General features: G+C 57.3%; 19 protein-coding genes and 1 tRNA gene. 14 read left to right on the plus strand and 6 right to left on the minus strand.

Going from position 1 to position 21,637, the window contains the following annotated elements; translation table 11 throughout:
• Nucleotides 1-40: 40 nt before the first annotated feature.
• The 10 genes from ACJ8PE_RS17600 (at nucleotide 41) to ACJ8PE_RS17645 (ending at nucleotide 9,206) form a co-directional block, all read left to right on the plus strand.
• The gene (locus ACJ8PE_RS17600; protein WP_197760344.1) at nucleotides 41-2,578 is read left to right on the plus strand and encodes an outer membrane usher protein; all 2,538 of its coding nucleotides are present in this window, start codon (nucleotides 41-43) and stop codon (nucleotides 2,576-2,578) included.
• 12 nt (nucleotides 2,579-2,590) lie between these two features.
• Nucleotides 2,591-3,448: a hypothetical protein gene (locus tag ACJ8PE_RS17605; protein ID WP_197760343.1), complete on the plus strand. Its 858-nt coding sequence runs from the start codon at nucleotides 2,591-2,593 to the stop codon at nucleotides 3,446-3,448.
• Nucleotides 3,449-3,536: 88 nt separating this feature from the next.
• Nucleotides 3,537-4,310 (plus strand): fimbria/pilus periplasmic chaperone, encoded by a 774-nt coding sequence (locus tag ACJ8PE_RS17610; RefSeq protein ID WP_373275642.1) that lies wholly within the window; start codon nucleotides 3,537-3,539, stop codon nucleotides 4,308-4,310.
• A 36-nt stretch (nucleotides 4,311-4,346) separates the two neighbouring features.
• On the plus strand, nucleotides 4,347-5,003 hold the full coding sequence (locus tag ACJ8PE_RS17615; RefSeq protein ID WP_197760342.1) for a fimbrial protein: 657 nt from the start codon (nucleotides 4,347-4,349) through the stop codon (nucleotides 5,001-5,003).
• A 49-nt stretch (nucleotides 5,004-5,052) separates the two neighbouring features.
• Entirely contained in the window at nucleotides 5,053-5,544 is a 492-nt protein-coding gene (locus ACJ8PE_RS17620; RefSeq protein WP_273873543.1) for a fimbrial protein, read from the plus strand.
• 14 nt (nucleotides 5,545-5,558) lie between these two features.
• The gene (locus ACJ8PE_RS17625) at nucleotides 5,559-6,041 is read left to right on the plus strand and encodes a fimbrial protein (RefSeq protein WP_197760341.1); all 483 of its coding nucleotides are present in this window, start codon (nucleotides 5,559-5,561) and stop codon (nucleotides 6,039-6,041) included.
• 10 nt (nucleotides 6,042-6,051) lie between these two features.
• The gene (locus ACJ8PE_RS17630; protein ID WP_197760340.1) at nucleotides 6,052-6,579 is read left to right on the plus strand and encodes a fimbrial protein; all 528 of its coding nucleotides are present in this window, start codon (nucleotides 6,052-6,054) and stop codon (nucleotides 6,577-6,579) included.
• A 68-nt stretch (nucleotides 6,580-6,647) separates the two neighbouring features.
• On the plus strand, nucleotides 6,648-7,460 hold the full coding sequence (locus ACJ8PE_RS17635; RefSeq protein ID WP_197760339.1) for an MrpH family fimbial adhesin: 813 nt from the start codon (nucleotides 6,648-6,650) through the stop codon (nucleotides 7,458-7,460).
• A 252-nt stretch (nucleotides 7,461-7,712) separates the two neighbouring features.
• Entirely contained in the window at nucleotides 7,713-8,534 is an 822-nt protein-coding gene (locus tag ACJ8PE_RS17640; protein ID WP_197760338.1) for an MrpH family fimbial adhesin, read from the plus strand.
• A gap of 123 nt (nucleotides 8,535-8,657) precedes the next feature.
• Complete coding sequence (locus tag ACJ8PE_RS17645; RefSeq protein ID WP_197760337.1) at nucleotides 8,658-9,206, plus strand: helix-turn-helix transcriptional regulator; 549 nt, start codon at nucleotides 8,658-8,660, stop codon at nucleotides 9,204-9,206.
• Nucleotides 9,207-10,368: 1,162 nt separating this feature from the next.
• Here the strand turns inward: ACJ8PE_RS17645 and ACJ8PE_RS17650 are convergent.
• The 6 genes from ACJ8PE_RS17650 to aspA all read right to left on the minus strand — a co-directional run bounded on the left by ACJ8PE_RS17650 (nucleotide 10,369) and on the right by aspA (nucleotide 16,468).
• A tRNA-Phe gene (locus tag ACJ8PE_RS17650) sits at nucleotides 10,369-10,444 on the minus strand.
• Between the two features lie 160 nt (nucleotides 10,445-10,604).
• On the minus strand, nucleotides 10,605-11,180 hold the full coding sequence (gene dicD / locus ACJ8PE_RS17655) for a division control transcriptional repressor DicD (RefSeq protein WP_197760336.1): 576 nt from the start codon (nucleotides 11,178-11,180) through the stop codon (nucleotides 10,605-10,607).
• Nucleotides 11,181-11,338: 158 nt separating this feature from the next.
• Nucleotides 11,339-13,072: a protein-disulfide reductase DsbD gene (locus tag ACJ8PE_RS17660; RefSeq protein ID WP_197793283.1), complete on the minus strand. Its 1,734-nt coding sequence runs from the start codon at nucleotides 13,070-13,072 to the stop codon at nucleotides 11,339-11,341.
• The gene (gene cutA, locus ACJ8PE_RS17665; protein WP_004929657.1) at nucleotides 13,048-13,371 is read right to left on the minus strand and encodes a divalent cation tolerance protein CutA; all 324 of its coding nucleotides are present in this window, start codon (nucleotides 13,369-13,371) and stop codon (nucleotides 13,048-13,050) included. The genes ACJ8PE_RS17660 and cutA overlap by 25 nt, the downstream gene beginning before the upstream one ends.
• A gap of 109 nt (nucleotides 13,372-13,480) precedes the next feature.
• Nucleotides 13,481-14,782, minus strand: a complete 1,302-nt coding sequence (locus ACJ8PE_RS17670; protein ID WP_197793284.1) for an anaerobic C4-dicarboxylate transporter — start codon at nucleotides 14,780-14,782, stop codon at nucleotides 13,481-13,483.
• Between the two features lie 249 nt (nucleotides 14,783-15,031).
• Nucleotides 15,032-16,468 carry an aspartate ammonia-lyase gene (gene aspA, locus ACJ8PE_RS17675; RefSeq protein ID WP_004929659.1) on the minus strand — a complete coding sequence of 479 codons (1,437 nt, stop codon included), beginning with the start codon at nucleotides 16,466-16,468 and terminating at the stop codon, nucleotides 15,032-15,034.
• 369 nt (nucleotides 16,469-16,837) lie between these two features.
• On the opposite strand from aspA, the gene ACJ8PE_RS17680 reads away from it, so the two are divergent.
• The 4 genes from ACJ8PE_RS17680 (at nucleotide 16,838) to ACJ8PE_RS17695 (ending at nucleotide 21,351) form a co-directional block, all read left to right on the plus strand.
• Complete coding sequence (locus ACJ8PE_RS17680; RefSeq protein WP_004929660.1) at nucleotides 16,838-17,326, plus strand: FxsA family protein; 489 nt, start codon at nucleotides 16,838-16,840, stop codon at nucleotides 17,324-17,326.
• Nucleotides 17,327-17,515: 189 nt separating this feature from the next.
• On the plus strand, nucleotides 17,516-17,809 hold the full coding sequence (locus ACJ8PE_RS17685) for a co-chaperone GroES (RefSeq protein ID WP_004929661.1): 294 nt from the start codon (nucleotides 17,516-17,518) through the stop codon (nucleotides 17,807-17,809).
• 44 nt (nucleotides 17,810-17,853) lie between these two features.
• Entirely contained in the window at nucleotides 17,854-19,500 is a 1,647-nt protein-coding gene (groL, locus tag ACJ8PE_RS17690; RefSeq protein WP_004929662.1) for a chaperonin GroEL, read from the plus strand.
• Nucleotides 19,501-19,725: 225 nt separating this feature from the next.
• Nucleotides 19,726-21,351 (plus strand): methyl-accepting chemotaxis protein, encoded by a 1,626-nt coding sequence (locus ACJ8PE_RS17695; RefSeq protein WP_197793285.1) that lies wholly within the window; start codon nucleotides 19,726-19,728, stop codon nucleotides 21,349-21,351.
• Nucleotides 21,352-21,637: the final 286 nt, after the last annotated feature.

The following is a 21,637-nucleotide window of genomic DNA, read 5'->3' on the forward strand; positions in this document are numbered from 1 at the left end:
CGATGTTTTAGGGAAAGTTAATCGATAAAAGGTTATGGATATGATGTTTCTTCCTGCGGGTAAGCCGTTTCGTTTGCATATTCTGAGCGCTTGCGTGGCCCTGGTGTTGGGCAGCCTGATGGCCGATGCCAGTGCGGTGGAAGAAATTCAGTTCAACACCGACGTGCTGGATGTGAACGACCGCAAAAATATCGATTTGAGCCAGTTTTCCCGCGGCGGTTACATCATGCCGGGCCGTTACACCATGGTGGTGCACCTGAACAAGAACGACCTGCCGGAGCAGCAGGTGCCGTTTTATGCCCCGGACGACGATCCGAACGGTAGCCGCGCCTGTTTATCGCCGGCGCTGGTGGCCTTGCTGGGGTTGAAGGATAGCCTGGCGAAGCAGTTGAGCTGGTGGCACCAGAATGAATGCCTGGATGAAGCCAGCCTGAAGGGGATGGAAGTGCGTGGCGATTTGGCGACGTCATCGTTATATCTCAGCATTCCGCAGGCATACCTGGAATATACCTCGGAAGACTGGGATCCGCCGTCGCGCTGGGACGAAGGCGTGCCTGGCCTGCTGCTGGACTACAACGTTAACGGCCAGACGCAAAAAAACCTGCGGGGCGGCGATAACAACGCCAACCTCGGCGGTAACGGCACGGCAGGAGCCAACCTTGGCGCCTGGCGGCTGCGCGCCGATTGGCAAGGGCAATTGAACCGCATCTCAGGCGGCGGGCAGACCAGCACCACCCAGAATCTGGACTGGAGCCGATACTACGCCTATCGGGCGCTGCCGGCGCTGCGCTCGAAGTTGACCGTTGGCGAAGATTATCTGGACTCCGGGCTGTTCGACAGCTTCCGTTTCGGCGGGATAAGCCTGCGTTCCGACGACAACATGCTGCCGCCCAACCTGCGCGGCTATGCGCCGGAAGTGGTGGGCGTCGCGAAGAGCAACGCCAAGGTGACCATCAGCCAGCAGGGCCGAGTGTTATACGAGACCCAGGTCGCGGCAGGCCCGTTCCGCATTCAGGACATCAACGACGCGGTGTCCGGCGAACTGGATGTGAAAGTGGAAGAGCAGGACGGCAGCGTGCAGGCGTTCAAGATGAACACCGCCAGCATTCCTTATCTGACGAGGCCCGGCTCGGTGCGCTATAAGCTGGCGACAGGTAAGCCGTCGGATATGGATCACCGCTACCGCGGCCCCATGTTCGGCACCGGCGAATTTTCCTGGGGGGTGAGCAACGGCTGGTCGCTGTACGGCGGTGCGCTGCTGGGCGGTGACTACAACGCGCTGGCGCTGGGCATCGGCCGCGATCTGATGCTGCTTGGGGCGCTGTCGTTCGATGTCACCCAGTCGCGCGCCAAATTGCCGCAGGAGGCTGAGACACTGAGCGGCGGTTCGTACCGCGTCAGCTACTCGAAGACCTTCGACGAGCTGGACAGCCAGGTGACCTTTGCCGGCTACCGCTTCTCGGAGCAGAACTTTATGAGCATGAGTGAATACCTGGATGCGCGCGAATACGGGCGGCGTTTCGGCAACAGCAAAGAGATGTACACCATCAGTTATAACCAGCAGCTGCGCGATCTGGGGCTGAGCGCGTACCTCAACTACAACCACCAGACCTACTGGGATCGGCCGGCCAACGATCGTTACAACCTGACGATGGCGCGCTATTTCGATATCGGTCGGTTTAAAAGCCTGAGCCTGTCGCTCTCGGCCTATCGCAACCGCTACAACGGCGTGAACGACGACGGCATGTACGTCTCGGTATCCGTGCCCTGGGGCGGGGGCGGCACCCTGAGTTACAACGCGGCGCTGAGCCGCAACGACATCACCAACCGGGTGGGGTACTACGACCGGATTGATGAACGTAGCAACTACCAGATCAGCGCCGGCAATGCGCGCAGCGGGGTCAATATGAGCGGTTACTACAACCGCGACGGCGACGCGGCGCGCGTGAGCGCCAACGTCAGTTATCAGCAGGATCGCTACCGCGCAATGGGCTTTTCCGCGCAGGGCGGCATGACGTTGACGGCGGAAGGCGGGGCATTGCACCGCATCGGCATGCCGGGCGGCACCCGGTTGCTGCTGGATACCGAAGGGGTGGCCGGGGTGCCGGTGCGCGGCTATGGCAGTGCCGTGGCGACCAACCGCTGGGGCAAGGCGGTGGTGGCGGACGTCAACAGCTACTACCGCAACAAGGCCAGTATCGATCTGAACGCGCTGGGTGATAACGCCGAAGCCACCAAATCGGTGGTGCAGGCGACGCTGACCGAGGGGGCTATTGGTTATCGCAAGTTTGCGGTGATCGCCGGGGAGAAGGCGATGGCGGTAATCAAACTGGCGGACGGCAGCGAGCCGCCGTTTGGCGCCACGGTGCTGAACGCCCGCAAGCAGGAGACCGGCATCGTCAACGACGGCGGTAGCGTCTACCTGAGCGGCATCAACGCCGGGGAGAGCATGACGGTGCAGTGGAACGGCGTGGCGCAGTGCCGGATAACCCTGCCGCAGCAGCTGCCGGCAGAGATGCTGATGACTAACTTATTGTTGCCGTGCCGCAAGCTTGACGGTGAAAGTACCCATGAATAAGTGTGGTTTTTTATGCTGAAAAAATGGCTGTTATTGCCACTTTTATTTTATAGCCTGACACCCCAGGCTGCCATTGTAGACGGTTATTTCTCTGACTGGTACTGGCAGAGCGGCAGTCAAAGTGGGGTGATGGATTATAATATTAACTCATTCCGATTAGAGGGGGGTGAGTATATATTTACCGGTGATAAGGTGGTGTGTAATAAATATTGGAAGTGTCGGTTTGAAATTGAAGTGTGGGACAAGGGTTGGCTATTGGAGAAATTTGTTAGTTGGCCTATAAATAAAGATGATAGTGCTCATCAATACTATACCCTCGAGCAATTTAATGAGGCGGTAAAGAGTATATTACCTATGGGAGGGAAAATAAATTACAGTACTTATATCACTTGCATAACAATTACTCTCACTACGGGTTGGCAATCTGAGCAGGTTGGATCCACTTGTGACGGCACGTTGCCGCCACCGCCACCACCCCCCTCGGTACCGGTATTTTGCAACGTTAATGGGCTGAGCAGTGATACCGTCGATTTTGGTGTATTGGTGCAGGGGCGAGCCGCCAGCCGCAGCATCACCGCTTCGCTGGGGTGTAACGGCACCAAAGATGTTATCGGTAAAGGGCGCTTGTTAATTACCGATGCGGCCCGATCGGGTGCCGCGACGGCGACGCTGCGTAATGCCCAGAGCGGGGCGGAAATTAAAGTGCGCTTATCCATCGGTGACGAAAACGGCAGTAACGAAAAACGTTACGACGTCAAATCGGGATATCAGGCGGATGTTCCGATCTATTTTAGGCTGGATGCCGGTGAAACAACGAATAAACCTGGCTATTTCTCCGGTAGCGCCCTGTTAATTTTCGATGTGCTGTAACCACGGCGATGAAAAGCTTTATTCAAAGTGATAAACATATTCAAATTTTGGTCGGTAAATTATGCGGCCTGAAAGGAGGGTTTTTGTAATGAGCATGAATACAATTAACGGGAAAAAAAACGGCGCGCTGTACGCGGCGGCGGTATTGACTGCCCTTATCGGCAGCTGGGTGCCGCAGGCCAATGCCGCCATTGCGCTGGATCGCACCCGGGTGATTTTCGACGGTAGTGCACAGTCGGTGAGCCTGAGCGTCAGCAACCAGAACAAACAGTTGCCGTATCTGGCGCAGGGCTGGCTTGAAGACGAGCAGGGCAACAAGATCCAAAGCCCGCTGACGGTGCTGCCGCCGGTGCAGCGCATCGAGCCGGGCAAGCCGAGCCAGGTGAAGATCCAGGCGCTGCCGGCGGCTAAACAGCTGCCGCAGGACCGCGAGACGCTGTACTACTTCAACCTGCGCGAGATCCCGCCGAAGAGCAACAAGCCGAATTCGCTGCAGATTGCGCTGCAGACTCGCATCAAACTGTTCTATCGCCCGGCGGCAATCGCCCCAGAGCGCAATGCGGCGCCGTGGCAGGAACAGCTGACGCTGACCAAACAGGGCGATAAATACGCAGTGAACAACCCGACGCCGTATTACATCACTATCGTCGACGGCGCGAGTCGCAAAGGCGTGGAAGGGGTGAAAGGCTTTGACCCGTTTATGGTGCCGCCAAAAGGCACGGCCCCGCTGACGGTGAGCGCAGCCAGCCTGGGCGGCAGCCCGGTACTGACCTATATCAACGACTACGGTGGCCGGCCACAGCTGACCTTCAACTGCAGCGGCAGCGGTTGCAGCGTGGTGCCGGAGAAAGCCAAGCCGTAGCGGCAATAATGGCGCGCCGCGCGAAAGGAGAAAAACATGGCAGGGAAAAAGACAGGGCTGCGTGATTGGAGCTATGTACACAGCGAGTTGCGTTACTACGCGGCCTTGAGCGGTCTGGCGCTGATGGCGCCGTTGAGCCTGGCGGCGATGCTATGGCTGCTGCCTGCCTCCCAGGCGGCGGATAACTGGGGCGTCGAGGGCGCCAACGGCGTGCTGTATATCGAAGGGGCGCTGACCGAAAGCGCCTGCCGGTTGGAGATGGACAGCGCGCGCCAGGATATTCGCCTGGGGGACGTGTCGACCGGGCGGCTGGCGCAGGTGGGCGATCGCGGCGTGCCGGTGGCATTTGAACTGCGGCTGCGTGATTGCCTGCGTAGTCCGGCGGTCAGCCGGGATGAACGTACTGGCGCGCTAAGCTGGGCGCATGACCAACCGGCGGTGCGGGTGGCCTTCCACGCCCCGGCTGACGCCGATAACCCGCAGCTGGTGAAGGCGCAGGGCGTCTCCGGTCTGGGCCTGAGGTTACTGGATGCCCAGGGCCGGGACGTTCGGTTGGGTAGCCGTGGTATGCCACTGTGGCTGACGCCGGGCAGCGACGTGCTGAGCTACCGCGTAGCGCCGGAACGCACTGCGGCACCGCTGCGCGCCGGCAGCTATCGCGCCGTGGTGGATTTTAGTTTGAGTTATGACTGACGGCGGGTGAAAGCCGGCGCAGCGCCAACAACCCATATGGAGTGACGGGGTGAAAACAGGAAACGGAATACAGCGGCTGCTTGCGGCAGCGGTTATGGGATGCATCACGCTGCCGGTGACGGCGGCGACGACTGTGACCGTGAGCGTAACCGTGTTGGCGCCATTGCCTTGTGTGATCAACGGCGGCAAACCGATCGAGGTGGATTTTGGCAGTGAAGTATTGACCACGCGAATCGACGGCAGCAATTACCTCACGCCAATAAATTACTCCCTGAGCTGCACGGGGCAGGCGAGAAACAGCATGAAGCTGCAGATAGCGGGCAATGGCGCAGGGTTTAACGGGCAGCTGTTGCAAACCAGCGTGAACGGTTTGGGGATTGCGCTGCTGCGCGGTGATTCCCGTATCCCATTGAACAGCTGGCAAAACTTTACGTACCCGAATGTGCCGGAGTTGAAAGCGGTGCCGATAAAACAGGCCGGCGTTCAGCTGCCGACCGGTGAGTTCACGGCATCCGCCACCCTGCGGGCGGATTACCAATGAAGTGGGGAGTGAAGATGAAACAGGCGGCTATCGTTCTGCTGTTGGCCTTTGGCCCAGCGTGCCTGGCGGCGGAAGACGTGAAGATGAATTTTCGCGGCACGCTGCGTGCGCCGCCGCCTTGCACCATCAATGACGGCGGCACGGTGGCGGTGGATTTTGGTCAGCGGGTGGGGGTCAATAAAGTTGATGGCGTCAACTATCGGCAACAGGTGGATTACCTCATCAACTGCGATTCGCCGGGGGCACGGCCGTGGGAAATGATGCTGTCCTTGAAGGGGGCGGCCACCGCCTTTGATCGGGCGGCGGTACAAACCGATAAAACCGATCTCGGCATTCGTCTTTACCAGAATGATACGCCCTTTGCGCTTAATACCAGCTTCAAGATTGATCCCGGCAACCCGCCGCGCCTGGAGGCTGTGCCGGTCGCCAAACCGGGGGCCGTTCTGAAAGAAGGGGCGTTTGTGGCGACGGCGACGCTGCAGGTCGATTACCAGTGAGGGGGCGAAAATGAAACAACGGATCGTGATGGGATTAGCGCTGGCGCTGTGTTGCCTGCCGCCGTTGGCCGGCGCGGCGGATAATCTGCGATTTAGCGGCGCGCTGGTAGCGGAACCCTGTGTAATCCCTCCGGGGCAGGAGACGATAGCGCTGGATTTCGGCAACGTGGTGGATAAATACCTGTACCTGAATCAGCGAACGCCGGGCGTGCCGTTTGCCATTACCCTGGCGGACTGCGATCTCAGCCTGGGTAAAACGGTTACCGTGACCCTGAGCGGCAAGGAGAGCGCCGCTTTGCCGGGGCTGCTGGCGCCGGCGGCCGGCAGCCAGGCCGCCGGCATCGCCATCGGGCTGGAGAGTGCGGCGGGCGAAGCGTTACCGGTGAACCGTGTCGGCAGCCCGGTAAGTTTATCATCCGGCAACACCACTCTCCGTTTACAGGCATATGTGCGAGGTGAACCAGAGGCCATTATCAATAAAAAATTGGTGCGTGGGGGGTTCAATGCAACGGCGACGTTTATGCTGGAATATAACTAGATTCTGGTCTCTTTGTTCCATTCCGGATACCGAATAATTGAAGTTTATTTCTAAGGTTAATAACTGTGATGAAATCAGTAATCGCATTTCTTCTTCTCCTTACTCCTTGCTTGGTTCTGTCAAAAAGTGTTGATTTTAAGATAGAAGAGTATGGCAGAGTGGACGCTAATATATGGAATCAATACAAGGCAACGCTCACTCGCTGGGATGTGACTGACGAGAGCACCCCCAATCCTATGTATGGATGCTCACCATTATCATGCAAGATTTATATCCATCTGAGCACAGAGAATGCAATCATGAGTGGGGGATGGCTGGCACTTACAACTGACCAGAGCCAGTGGGTGAGCACCAGTAAAACCTACGCTGAATTGGCACGCCGACTTGGCGTTAATAGAGTGGCTATAGGCAAACTTTTTAATGTGCCGAAGGGAACAAGGTATTGCGCTGCGTTGGGCCATACTAATCCACGGGGTGGCGGCCTTATTTACATGCCTGGCAGCGGGTTTGACTGTATGTTTCCTGCTATTGAGCCGACGGTATGCAACATTCCGGAGCCAATTATTAACTTGATGCACGGTACCGTGACTTCAAATAAGGTCAATGGCCATACGGCATCGGCGGTTTTTCATGTCCGTTGTAACTTCCCATTCCGGGTGCGGCTGAGGAGTGCAGACGAGCAAGGCAGTGTACTGTTTAATGCTGCCGATGGCTTTCGCAGCGATCTCTCAGTGAACGGCGTCAGCCTGGCCGGTAAAGGTTTACTGATTGACGCAACGCCAGCGGGGACATCCGTTAATATTACTTCAACGTTAAAGAACTATTCAGGAAGAATGGGAGACTTTAACGGGGTTGCTGTGATTGTTATATCCGCTGAATGAGACATTGATTGATTTTTCTACCTCAGATTACACTTCTGTTAACTGTGGAATAACAGAGGGTGGGGTGAAAGAGATTACTCTCTTGGGTTCCATAAGCGTTTATGGGCGGGCGAAATTCATCCGCAACGGTATGGTTATGTTACTGCTAATAAAGCTACCGTCAGGGTGTATAGAGTGAGGTTACGTACCGGGAGTTATCTGAATTCCTTATTGAGCAGTGAGAGGGGAAAATGAAAATGAACAGGAGGGGGGGTGTTAAAGTTTTTTTTAATCGCCATTTTATGGGTTGTTTCTGCCGGTGCTTATGCAACGGTAACTATTGAGTGGACGTTGTCAGACTCAGGCACCTTGTCATATTTAGTGACGGCGGCAGAGCCGCGGCCGCTGGACCCCGATGGCATTTTAAAGTGCGGCTCTTTTTTACAGTCACCAAAGTGTAATATCAGGTCGCGTTACGGTTTTTCAAATATTATTTCAAATGATTATGTTCAAATTAAAGGGGATCAGAAGTTCTCCACGGTGGTTTCCACCTGGCTGGCGTCAGGCCCCAGAGGATATATCAATAACTGGCCAGAGCTAGTGGAGAAAAACGGCGGCGTCGCGCCTTGCATCATGTTTGATTTGAACTCCGATTTAACGGGTGGCGCCGGCACAAGGGGAACCTTCGGCAGCACTTGCTTCGGCACGGCCACGCCACCGCCCATAAAGCCACCGCCGCCACCGCTATCCTGCTATCTGATGAACAATATTGTTTTACAGCATGGCACCCTGGCGGCGGATGAGGTGACCGGCCATCGGGCCCAGACGACGGCCCGCGTTTATTGTACCGGCGCCGCCAGAGTGAGGCTGAAGGTATTATCCTACCAGGGCGGAGAAGATTATAACGTGAAGCTGCGTTCAGACGGCAGCCTGGTTTCCTTATTAAGTATCAATGGAACCTCTGGCTCAGCATTGTTGGACGTTCCGGCCATTGGGGGAAAAGAAGTGACGTTTTCATCGTTATTGCTTGCCTATGCCCCGTTATCGTCAGGAAGTTTTTCGGGCTCGGCGGTGGCGGTAGTTGAAGTTATTTAAATGACCCGCATGAATTGGCGTTTTTACTTTTCACGTTAACGATTACGCCATTTCTCTTTGTGAGGGGCGGTTATGATGCACCTAATAAGGTTCTATTGGTTTTATATGTGCTGAGAGGGCGAAATGAAAACAATAAATATTGTTATCGATGATGAGAATCGTTATTTCGCGGCGGGGCTGGAGCAAAGCATCGGTGAGTATGCGCTAACCCATCACAAGACCGTGAATTTTTTAAGGCCGGATGCCGAAATACAAGCGGATATGGTGATCGTTTCCTCTCGCCGGGGGGCTCAGCGTTGGCGGAGAACTGGCGTTACCCGTGCGATGACGCCGGTTGTGACTATCAAGGAAAGAACGATAACACCGTTGCGGGAAGCGCCACAGGTGCTGTATCGAACGGACAGTCAGCATCGTTTGTTTGAGCTGCTGACCGAAACGCTGGATGGTACCGGCGCAGCCCGTTTGCGTGAGCGCCACGCGCTGACGCTTCGGGAACGACAGGTGATGAGCTATTTAAGGCGTGGGCTCGATCAATCGCAAACCGCTCGGGTGTTGGGGGTGAGTGTAAAAACGGTACATAGCCACAAGCGCTCGGTGATGAGTAAAATGATGCTGAGACGGTCTCATGACTTTATGTACTGGCTGATTTATCATGAGGGAGAATATTCCTAACCGTGATGAGGGATGTTTTGTTTTTTATTTTTGCTATATTTTTATTCCTGTAATTTTTTCTGGTAATTAAATTGGTGGTGTGAATATTTTTTGTTTATCTATCTGTTTATTTTAATATTACACGACTGTTCAAGTCATGCAATTTCATTGGTTCTCTTCTGCACGGTGCTGCCGACTTGTGCGCATGTTGGCACTTTGCCGGAAACAGCAGTATCGGGGTATGTCTGAACGGTAACGATCAACGTGTTGGATAATGAACAGGGGAAAGTAACGGTGCCGAAAGCTGAAAGAAATGAGAAGGGTGAGACGTAGAGTTCCATTTTTCTTCAGCCGCTATGAAAAGTATTCCGCAATCTGTCAGTATTCAGTATTCAGTATTCAGTATTCAGTATTCATATTAAAAAGCAGGGGTGCCCCTCTGCTTTTTTTGTGATCCTGGTCGGGGAGGGCCATGGATTCAGTTCTAAAGATAACTTTGGGGAATAATACCAGTCCGGTATCTGGCTAGGTGGTTTTTTATAAATAAAGCGCGCCAATAAGCGTTGCCAAAGGAAGGTACAGTGAGTTTATTTTTTCTGGCGATATTACTGTTTTGCTTGAGTGTGTTTTCATTTTTTATGCATGCGAAACGTATGAAAAAAAGGCGTTTGATGCTACAGGGAGAGATGATTGATAGAACGATGCGACGGTGGTTGTGGGGCTAATTGCAATCACCAGGAGTCGCTCGATGATGAGCGCTGGCCCGCAGGGTGAGGCCTTTGGCCGAATAATCGAACGCAGTTCGATGGAGAGTCCTGTCCCTGAAAAGCAAAAACCCAGCCATAGGCTGGGTACTCTAAATAGGGCGACCGGGCTCGGACAACCGGCGCTGGCGCCGGGTTGAACAGCGCTTTAGCGCTGGCCCGCAGGGTGAGGCCCTTGGCCGAATAATCGAACGCAGTTCGATGGAGAGTCCGTACTCCAGAAAGCGAAAAACCCGCCATAGGCGGGTTCTTCTGAATATGGTGCCCGGACTCGGACAACCGGCGCTGGCGCCGCGTTGAACAGCGCTTTAGCGCTGGCCCGCAGGGTGAGGCCTTTGGCCGAATAATCGAACGCAGTTCGATGGAGAGTCCGTACCCCAGAAAGCGAAAAACCCGCCATAGGCGGGTTCTTCTAAATATGGTGCCCGGACTCGGAATCGAACCAAGGACACGGGGATTTTCAATCCCCTGCTCTACCGACTGAGCTATCCGGGCAACGCGCAGCATTAAACCGTATTGGCCGATGGCCGTCAACGGCTTTATGCGTGAAAGACGTTAAAATGCCTCCGGTTGCTGGCTTTTCAGGCAAAGGGCGCAAAAAATGCGCCTGCTGTGGCTATCACCTTGGGTTGGCGGTGCCGTAAGCGCGGCTCGCTCAGCTCAGCGCCCCGTTGCGGCGGCACTGTGCCACCTGCAAGATGTCTTCCGCCAGCCGTTTGGCGACCGATACGTCCTGGAGCTGGCGTTTTACCAGCAGTTTGCTCAGGCAGCCTTCCTGAATCAATTCCATTTGCTGCGCCACCATGTCGGCGTCGTCGGCGTCCATTTCACGCAGCAGTTCGCGGGTCAGCTCCAGCGAGGTCAGCTTTTGCTGCTCCGCCAGCTGGTGGATCGGGTGATCCGTTTCCGGGAAGAAGCTGCAGGCGGCGATAAACAGGCAGCCGGGGTAGCGGTCTTGCTGTACGTATTCCGCCAGCACGTCATAGCGCGCCAGCAGTTTTTGCTGCGGGCTCAGGTTTTCGTCCAGCAGCAGCTGGCGGCGCCAGGTGTCGATCTGTTGGCTGTGGTAGCGCAGGCAGTCGTACAGCAGCGCTTCGCGATCCGGCCAGAACCGTTTGAGATCGCCGGGCTGAACGTCGAGTTTTTCCGCCAGCATCTCTAATGTGGCGGTCGCCAGGCCCTGTTGTTCCAACAGGCCCAGCGCGGTATCAAGGACGTGTTCACGTTGCACTTGTGCTTCCTCCCATTCGGTTCAGATCCTCAGTGTCATTTATTATACCCGTCATCTTTCGAGCCGCAGCGTTGTTGGCTGCTCACACTCACCCCAGTCACTTACTTTAGTAAACTCCTGGGGACTCCTGTGCTTGCCGCCTAGCTGCAACTCGAAAGCTATAGGGTATATCGCATCACTTTCTGCAAATGCGCGTTGAAGGCTTCCGCCTTCATAAAACCGGTGACCCGCTGGGCCGTCAGCTCCTGGCCGGCCGGATCGAAGAACAGGATCGTCGGCAACCCCAGCACCTGCAGGTGCTTCAGCAGCGCCGCCTGTTCCGCACCGTTGGCGGTCACATCCGCCTGCAGCAGCACCGCGTTGGCCAGGCTCGCCTGCACCGCCGCATCGCTGAAGGTGTATTTTTCGAACTCTTTACAGGCTACGCACCAGTCGGCGTACAGGTCCAGCATCACCGGTTTGCCCCGCGCCTGTTGCAGCGCCAGATCTAATTGCTCGACGTTGTTGATGCGGGTAAAAGTCAGATGCGGCTGAGCCGCCTGCTGCGCCTGATCGGCGCCGAAAGCCCAGTCCTGCAGCGGCCGTGCGGCGATCACCGCCGCCGCCAGCAACAGCAGTTGCAGGGCGCGTGCCCAGCCGCGCGCGCTTCTCAGGCTCAGGGCAAAGGCCCAGCCGAAGAACGCCAGGCCGAGCAGGCTCCACAGGCGCAGGCCCCACAGATCGCCGATCACCCGCTCCAGCAGGAACACCGGCAGCGCCAGAATGACGAAGCCGAAGGCTTCTTTCACGTACTGCATCCACGGGCCGCTGCGCGGCAGCAGGCGGTTGCCGAACAGGGTGACGATCACCAGCGGAATGCCCATCCCCAGCGCGTACAGGTACAGCGTGCCGCCGCCGGCCCACAGATTGCCGCTCTGGGCGATATACAGCAGGATGGCGCTGAGCGGCGCGGTGGTGCAGGGGGAACAGATCAGCCCAGCCAGCGCGCCCATCAGGAATACGCCGGTCAGTGAGCCGCCGCGCTGGGTGTTGCTCCAGTTTGCCAGCCGGGTTTGCAGCGCCGAGGGCAGCTGCAGGGAATAGAGGCCGAACATCGACAGCGCCAGCGCGATGAACAGCGCCGACAGGCCAATCAGCACGTAAGGATGCTGCAGCGCCGCCTGGAACTGCAATCCGGCGGCGGCCACCACCAAGCCCAGCAGGGTGTAGGTGAGCGCCATGCCCTGCACGTAAACCACCGCCAGCGCCAGAATGCGGCCGCTGCTTTGCGGCCGGTCGCGGCCGAGGATGATGCCGGAGATCAGCGGGTACATCGGCAGTACGCACGGGGTGAAGGCGATGCCGATGCCGATCAGCAATGCCCACAGCGGCGAGAACGGCAGGCTGGCCGGTGTTGCGGATTGTTCGGCTGGCTCAGAGGCAGCCGCCGAGAGCGGCGCGGCTGCGGTGGCGCTGACCGCGTCCAGCGGGATGGTTCGGGTTTCCGGCGGGTAGCAGAAGCCGGCCTCGGCGCAGCCCTGATAGGTGACGCTGAGGCTGGCGTTGGCCGCCGCCTGTTGGAGCGGCACCTGCAGATTCAGCTGCTGTTTGAAAATCGCCACTTCGCCGAAGAACTCGTCTTTGTGGCTTAACCCTTCGGGCAGGGTAAAGGCGCCGAGCGTCGCCTGCTGCGGCACCAGTTTGATCTGCTGACGATACAGGTAATAGCCGGGGCGGATCTGCCAGTTCAGCGTCACCTGGCCGCCTTGCTGTTTGAAATCGAAGGCGAAGGCCTGATCGACGGGCACGAACTGGCTGCCGCCCTTCGGCGCGAACAGCGAAGCCTGCGCCGCCTGCGGCAGGAAGCACAGGCTGCACAGTAGCAAAATCAGTTTAATGAAGCGTTGATCCATAACAGGTAGTCTTTATCTCCGGCCATCACCGGCAAGACCAGCAGCTCAGGCGTCTGGTATGGGTGATGTTGTTTCAGGGTGTCGAGCAGGGCTTGCTGACGGCGGCGATCGCTTTTGAACAGCATCTGCACTTCGTATTCCTGTTCCAGCTTCCCTTCCCAGTAATACAGCGAGGTGGCGCCGGGCAGCAGTGTGGCGCAGGCCGCCAGCTTATCGCCCAAGACCCGCGCCGCCAGTTCCTGGGCGCTGGCTTCATCGGGTGCGGTACAGAGTATGACGACAGCTTCGCAATCAGACATCTTCAGCCCTCTCATCGGTTCGAATGGGCACTATACCCTGAAGGCGGATTGGCTAGAAGGCGAGTTTATCGCCAGAAAGAAAACCGGGGCCGCAGCCCCGGTCGACGCCTTACAGCATGACGCTGCCGAGCAGGAAGCCGAATACCACCGCGAAAATCACGCCCATGGTGCCGGGAATGAAGAACGGGTGGTTGAACACGAAGCGGCCGATGCGCGTGGTGCCGGTATCGTCCATCTGCACCGCGGCGACCAACGTCGGGTAGGTCGGCAGAATGAACAGGCCGGAAACGGCGGCGAAGGAGGCGACGGCGGTCAGCGGCGACACGTTCAGCGCCAGCGCCATTGGCATCAGCGCCTTGGCGGTGGCGGCCTGCGAGTACAGCAGCGCCGAGCAGAAGAAGAAGATCACCGCCAGCAGCCACGGGTGCGCCTGAATGACGCTGCCGGCCGTCTCTTTGATCCAGTCGATGTTGGCCTGGACGAAGGTATCGCCCAGCCAGGCGACGCCGAGGATACAGATACAGGCGCTCATGCCGGCCTTGAAGGTGCTGGAGTTCAGCACCATGTCGGTGTCGACGCGGCACAGCAGGGTGGTCAGCGTGGCGACGCTCAGCATGATGATCAGAATGGCGTTGGTGGTGTTCATCAGCGGCTTGGCCACCAGACCCAGGCCCGGGCTGTTGATGATGGCGTAGGCGACCACGCACAGCACGCCGAGTAGGAACAGCAGCACCGAGGTTTTGGCGCGCGGTTTGATCGCCAGCGCGTTGTTGCCGCGCAGGGTGATCAGGCCTTCTTCGAGGCGTTTCAGGTACACCGGATCGTTAGACAGCTTGGAGTCGAACAGCCAGGTCACCAGCAGCGACATCAACAGCACCGCGCAGAAGGTGGACGGGATCACCACCATCAGCAGGTGCAGGTAGCTGACGCCGTGGCCCTCCATCACCGAAGACATGTACACCACCGCGGCGGAGATCGGTGAGGCGGTGATGGCGATCTGGGCGGAGACCACGGCGGTCGACAGCGGGCGGCAAGGCTTGATGCCCTGTTCTTTCGCCACCTCGGCGATCACCGGCAGCGCCGAGAGCGAGATATTGCCGGTGCCGGCGAAGATGGTCAGGAAGTAGGTGACAATAGGGGCGAGAATGGTGATGTGCTTGGGGTTTTTGCGCAGCAATTTTTCGGTCTGCTGCACCAGGTAGTCCATCCCCCCAGCGACCTGCATGGCGGAGATCGCCGCAATCACCGCCATGATGATGGAGATGACGTCGAAGGGAATGTTGCCCGGTTTGACGCCGATCAGCGCCAGCGCCAATACGCCCAGTCCCCCCGCGAACCCGATACCGATACCGCCCAATCTGGCCCCTAAAAAGATGGCCAGCAGAACGATAACCAATTCCAAGGCTAGCATAGTGTTTACTCCTTAAAATGAGATTTCCCGTCATCCTTGAAACTGCATCGGTGTTGGCTGCGAACGCTCACCCCAGTCACTTACTTGAGTAAGCTCCTGGGGACTTGCGCTCTTGCCGCCTTGATGCAGTCCCAATGATTTAGGGTGTAAATTGAAAATAAAACGTTAAAATTTTGTGGGCGCCTAAAAGTAAAAAGGCACGCTATCCAGAGGATTTAGCGTGCCTTTCAGGGCTACCGGGTAGGTCTGTTATTGTTCATTTTCATCCGTATAGCGTTTGGCTTTATAGGCCGGGTGCATCAGGTTCTCCACGGAGAAGATGTCATCCAGCTCGGCTTCGGTCAGCAGGCCGCGTTCCAGCACCACTTCGCGCACGCTCTTGCCGGTTTCGGCGCAGATCTTCCCGACGATGTCACCGTTATGGTGGCCGATGAACGGGTTCAGATAGGTGACGATACCGATCGAGTTGAAGACGTAGTGTTCGCAGACTTCTTTATTCGCGGTGATGCCGTTAATGCATTTTTCCAGCAGGTTGTAGCAGGCGTTGGTCAGGATGTGGATCGACTCGAACATCGCCTGGCCGATCACCGGCTCCATCACGTTCAGCTGCAGCTGGCCCGCTTCGGCCGCCATGGTAACGCAAGTGTCGTTGCCAATCACCTTGAAACACACCTGATTGACCACTTCCGGCACCACCGGGTTCACTTTGGCCGGCATGATGGACGATCCCGCCTGCAGCTCCGGCAGGTTGATTTCGTTCAGGCCGGCGCGCGGGCCGGAGGAGAGCAGGCGCAGGTCGTTACAGATTTTGGACAGTTTCACCGCCAGGCGTTTGAGCGCGCTGTGCACCATCACGTAGGCGCCGCAGTCGGAGGTGGCTTCGATCAGGTCTTCCGCCGGCACCACCGGCAGGCCGCTGACTTCCGCCAGTTTTTGCACCGCCAGCGGCTGGTAGCCTTCCGGGGTGTTGAGCGCGGTGCCGATGGCGGTGGCGCCGAGGTTCACTTCCAGCAGCAGCTCCGCGGTGCGGTGCAGGTTGCGGGTCTCTTCGTTCAGCAGCACGCTGAAGGCGTGGAATTCCTGGCCGAGGGTCATCGGCACCGCGTCCTGCAGCTGGGTGCGGCCCATTTTCAGGATGGTTTCGAACTCTTTCGCCTTGCGATCGAAGCCTTCGCGCAGCTGGTTGATGGCGTCGATCAGTTTCTGGTTGGAGGCGTACACCGCGATGCGGAACCCGGTCGGGTAGGCGTCGTTGGTGGACTGGCATTTATTGAGGTGATCGTTCGGGTTCAGGTACTGGTATTCGCCTTTTTGATGGCCCATCAGCTCCAGGCCGATGTTCGCCAGCACTTCGTTGGTGTTCATGTTGAGCGAGGTGCCCGCGCCGCCCTGGAATACGTCCACCGGGAACTGATCCATGCATTTGCCTTTATCCAGCACCTCGTCGCAGGCCTGGATGATCACGTCGGCGATTTTGCGCGGGATGGTTTTGAGTTCTTTGTTGGCCATCGCCGCGGCCTTTTTCACCATCACCATGCCGCGAACGAACTCGGGGACATCGCTGATTTTGCTGTTGCTGATGTAGAAGTTTTCAATCGCACGCAGAGTGTGAACTCCGTAGTAAGCGTCTGCGGGGACTTCACGTGTTCCTAACAGGTCTTCTTCGATACGAATGTTGTTTGACATGAGAACCTTCTCTATGTGTTGCTGCCGAATTAATAATTTGTCAGGTCAAGGCTAGTAAGGGCACAGCCTAAATTAATATTGCCGAAGGCTTGGGGCGTGAAACGATTAACCAAATCGCCCGTAGCTGCCCAGATCATATGCTGGTTGGTAAGAAATGACTGAATCCAGATCACCTTATGGTGTTTAAGGATATGCCCTTTTTCGGTTCTGTGACTTCTTTCACGTTTGTGAACTTTAGCAATAAAAACCGGCTCTCGGTTGAAATGGTGGGGGGATGCCCTCATTGTAATAGTGTCGGCCGTTTACGGCCTCTTTTTTCGCACCGTCGCCCCGTGGCGGCCGTGCCTTACCTACCGATAGGAGAACCAGGTGCGCTGGTTACCGCTACTGCTGATATTTCTGCTGGCTTACATAGAAATATCCATCTTTATCAAAGTCGCCGCCGTGCTCGGCGTGGCTGTCACCCTGCTGCTGGTGGTGTTCAGCTCCTGCGTCGGCATTTCGCTGGTGCGCAATCAGGGCATGAAAACCTTCGTGCAGATGCAGCAAAAACTGGCGGCCGGCGAAAGCCCGGCGGCGGAAATGGTGAAAAGCGTTTCGCTGGTGCTGGCGGGCTTCCTGCTGCTGATACCGGGTTTCTTCACCGATTTCCTCGGCCTGTTGCTGCTGCTGCCGCCGGTGCAAAAATCGCTGACGCTGAAACTGATGCCGCACCTGTCGGTGTATCGCCCCGGCGGTTGGACGGGCGGCGACGCCGCCAACGGCAACACCTTCGACGGCGAATTCCAGCGCAAGGACGATGAACGCCCGGTGCTGGAACACCGCCCGGACGAGGATCGCAAACCTCACGATCGTTAAGCAAACGCGGCTCTGGCCGCGTTTTTCATCTCTGCGGCACTCGTCGGACCAAAAATGCGAAATTTTTTTTGTTCGCCCCCTTGAAGGGGGCTGGAACGCCCCCATCTCAAATGCCACGAGGCCGGTAATAACAACCATCCGGTGTACAACCCTAAATCTGATAGAGACCTTCTTACAGGAGAGCGTTCAATGAGTATTCGTCCATTGCATGACCGCGTTATCGTCAAGCGCAAAGAAGTTGAATCAAAATCTGCTGGCGGCATCGTCCTGACTGGCTCTGCTGCGGGTAAATCCACTCGCGGTGAAGTGGTTGCAGTGGGTAAAGGGCGTGTGCTGGAAAACGGCAACATCCAACCGCTGGATGTGAAAGTTGGCGATATCGTGATTTTCAACGACGGCTACGGCGTGAAAGCAGAGAAGATCGACAATGAAGAAGTGTTGATCATGTCCGAAAGCGACATTCTGGCAATTGTTGAAGCGTAATTGCGCTTTATCTTCTGAACTGAACGAGTTGAAGGGAAATACCAATGGCAGCTAAAGACGTAAAATTCGGCAATGACGCTCGCGTGAAAATGCTCCGCGGCGTGAATGTTCTCGCTGATGCAGTAAAAGTGACCCTGGGCCCGAAAGGCCGCAACGTAGTGCTGGATAAATCTTTCGGCGCACCGACCATCACCAAAGACGGCGTTTCCGTTGCGCGTGAAATCGAACTGGAAGACAAGTTCGAGAACATGGGCGCACAGATGGTGAAAGAAGTGGCCTCCAAAGCGAACGACGCGGCGGGCGACGGCACCACCACTGCAACCGTACTGGCTCAATCCATCATCACCGAAGGCCTGAAAGCGGTTGCTGCAGGCATGAACCCGATGGATCTGAAGCGCGGCATCGACAAAGCGGTTGTCGCTGCGGTTGAAGAACTGAAAAAACTGTCCGTACCTTGCTCCGATTCCAAAGCTATCGCTCAGGTCGGCACCATCTCCGCCAACTCTGACGAAACCGTGGGTAAACTGATCGCGGAAGCGATGGAGAAAGTGGGCAAAGAAGGCGTTATCACCGTTGAAGAAGGCACCGGCCTGCAAGACGAGCTGGACGTGGTTGAAGGTATGCAGTTCGACCGCGGTTACCTGTCCCCATACTTCATCAACAAGCCGGAAACCGGTTCTGTTGAGCTGGAAAGCCCGTTCATCCTGCTGGCTGACAAGAAGATCTCCAACATCCGCGAAATGCTGCCGGTGCTGGAAGCCGTTGCCAAAGCAGGCAAACCGCTGCTGATCATCGCTGAAGACGTTGAAGGTGAAGCGCTGGCGACCCTGGTGGTCAACACCATGCGCGGCATCGTGAAAGTGGCTGCCGTTAAGGCGCCTGGCTTCGGCGACCGTCGTAAAGCCATGCTGCAGGACATCGCGACCCTGACTGCCGGTACCGTTATCTCTGAAGAGATCGGTCTGGAGCTGGAAAAAGCCACCCTGGAAGACCTGGGTCAGGCGAAACGCGTTGTCATCAACAAAGACACCACCATCATCATCGATGGCGTGGGCGACGAAGCGACCATCCAGGGCCGCGTTGCTCAAATTCGTCAGCAGATCGAAGAAGCGACTTCTGACTACGATCGTGAAAAACTGCAGGAGCGCGTAGCGAAACTGGCCGGCGGCGTTGCCGTTATCAAGGTTGGCGCAGCCACTGAAGTTGAAATGAAAGAGAAGAAAGCCCGCGTTGAAGACGCCCTGCACGCGACCCGCGCCGCAGTGGAAGAAGGCGTGGTTGCCGGCGGCGGCGTAGCGCTGATCCGCGTTGCAGGCAAAATCGCCGCGCTGAAAGGCGACAACGAAGACCAGAATGTGGGTATCAAAGTTGCGCTGCGCGCAATGGAAGCCCCTCTGCGTCAGATCGTGGTCAACGCCGGTGAAGAAGCTTCCGTTATCGCCAACCAGGTGAAAGCGGGTGAAGGCAGCTACGGCTACAACGCTTACTCTGAAGAATACGGCGACATGATCGCGATGGGTATCCTGGATCCAACCAAAGTGACCCGTTCTGCTCTGCAGTACGCGGCTTCCGTGGCTGGCCTGATGATCACCACCGAATGCATGGTCACCGACCTGCCGAAGGCTGACGCACCGGATCTGGGCGCAGCAGGCGGCATGGGTGGCATGGGCGGCATGGGCGGCATGATGTAATCATCCCCCACACGCTTGTGTGCTGAAAACCCCGGTCAAATGGCCGGGGTTTTTTTTAGCTTAAAAATCAATAAAAAGAATGTTTATTTAGCTTGTCATTAGTTCACTGAATGAATTATTGCATTATTTTGCTTTTGCCCCAAACCGTTGTCGTTTCGTACCGATATAGCCCTTACCGAGCGGGGAATTTCCCCTCGCCGGTGTGACTGTCAACGGAGACGACTTATGCTGAAAAATATGAAAATAGCCACCTGGCTGATGTTGATGCTGTTGCTGCTGGGCTTGATGCCCATGGGAACCGGCGCCATTGCCTTCTATTTCATGCAGCAAAACGGCCACAGCATCGACAGGATGAGCACCTTCTCCGACGAGGAAGCGGCGCTGAACCGCAGTTGGCGTGCTTTGCTGCAAACGCAGACGCTGATCGACAACATGGCGTTCGAGCGCTGGGCGCAGACCAGCAGAGCCGATATTCAACAGGGTATCGATGAGGCGCGCGGTGAGCTGCGCAGCGCCGACGTCGCTTTCAATCTGTTTTGGGAGACGCCGGGCCTGACGGTATCGCGCCCGGATCTGGGCGAGGCGATGAAAAAGGTCTACCTGGCGCAGCAGGCGGTGCTGAAGCAAGAACTGACGCTGTTGGCCGACACGCCGCAGGCGGCGCTGATTGAGCGGCTGCACGCCATGGCGGCAGAGAAGCGCCAGGTGCGCCAGCGGCTGGATAACCAGTTTGCCGACTACATGCGGGCCACGGTGGCCGCCCACCGTCTGGCAGTGGAAGAGGCGGAGCAGACCCAAAAAGTCTTCGCCCGTCTGCTGAGCGGCACCCTGGCGGCGATCCTGCTGCTGCTGGTCGCCGTGCAGCGTGATTTCCGCCGGCGCTTGATTCTGCCGCTGCGCCAGATCGCCGAACACTTGCAAAAGGTTGGGCGCGGCGATCTACGTAGCGAGATCGCGGTACGCAACAACAATGAGATCGGCATGCTGTTCGCCAGCCTACGGACGATGCAGCAGGAGCTGAGTGCCACCGTGCAGCAGGTGCGTGACGGTGTGGAGTCGATCAACCACGGTACGCACGAGATCGCCGTCGGCAACGCCGATCTCTCCAGCCGCACCGAAGAACAAGCCAGCGCGCTGACGGAAACCGTCGCCAGCATGGAGCAGATCACCGCCACGGTGCGGCAAAACGCCGATAACGCCACTCAGGCCGCCGGCATGGTCAATCAGACCGCCGCCATTGCCCGCAACGGCGAAACGCTGATGGCCAGCGCGGTCGACAAGATGCGGGCGATCAACGACAGCGCGCGTCAGGTGGGGGATATCACCAGCGTGATCGACGGCATCGCCTTCCAGACCAACATTCTGGCGCTGAACGCCGCCGTCGAGGCCGCGCGTGCCGGGGAGCAGGGGCGGGGTTTTGCGGTGGTAGCCGGCGAAGTGCGCAATCTGGCGCAGCGCTGCGCGACTTCGGCCAAGGAGATCAGCGGTCTGGTCGACGGCGTAACCGGCGATATCGCCGCCGGCGTGCGGCTGGTGGAACAGGCGGGCGAGACGATGAATGCCATCGTCGGCTCGGTGAACCAGGTGACGTCGCTGATGGATAACATCTCCTATGCGTCGGAAGAGCAAAGCAAAGGCGTCGAGCAGGTCGGGGTGGCGGTGACCCAGATGGATCAGGTGACCCAGCAGAACGCCGCGCTGGTGGAGGAGGTGGCGACCACCGCCGTCGGCGTGGAGGAACAGGCGGCCCTGCTGGCGCAGGCGGTGGCGGTATTCAAACTGGCGGAGGGGGAACCGCGCCAGGACGAAGAGCAGGCGCAGCCATCGGCGGCCGTTGCCGGTTGGGTATAACGCCGCCGCACTGTATTTGATGATATTTTTGCCGCCCGGGGCGATTTAGCTGGTAAACTGGTAAGTCATCAGCTGTCGCTCAAGACGTTGGCCCGCTCGCGTGGCAACGGATGCTTAAGAGATGGCATCGCTTTCTGATATACCCTATGAATTTCAAGTTGTAGCTAGGCGGCCAGCTCGTGAGTCCCCAGGCGCTTACTTGAGTAAGTAACTGGGGTGAGCGAGTGCAGTCAACAACGCTACAGCTTGAAAGGCGACGGGTAGAAGATTTTGCGTAATTCTCAAC

The sequence above is a fragment of the Serratia sp. CY74737 genome (genome assembly GCF_052166775.1).
Lineage (GTDB): Bacteria > Pseudomonadota > Gammaproteobacteria > Enterobacterales > Enterobacteriaceae > Serratia > Serratia ureilytica.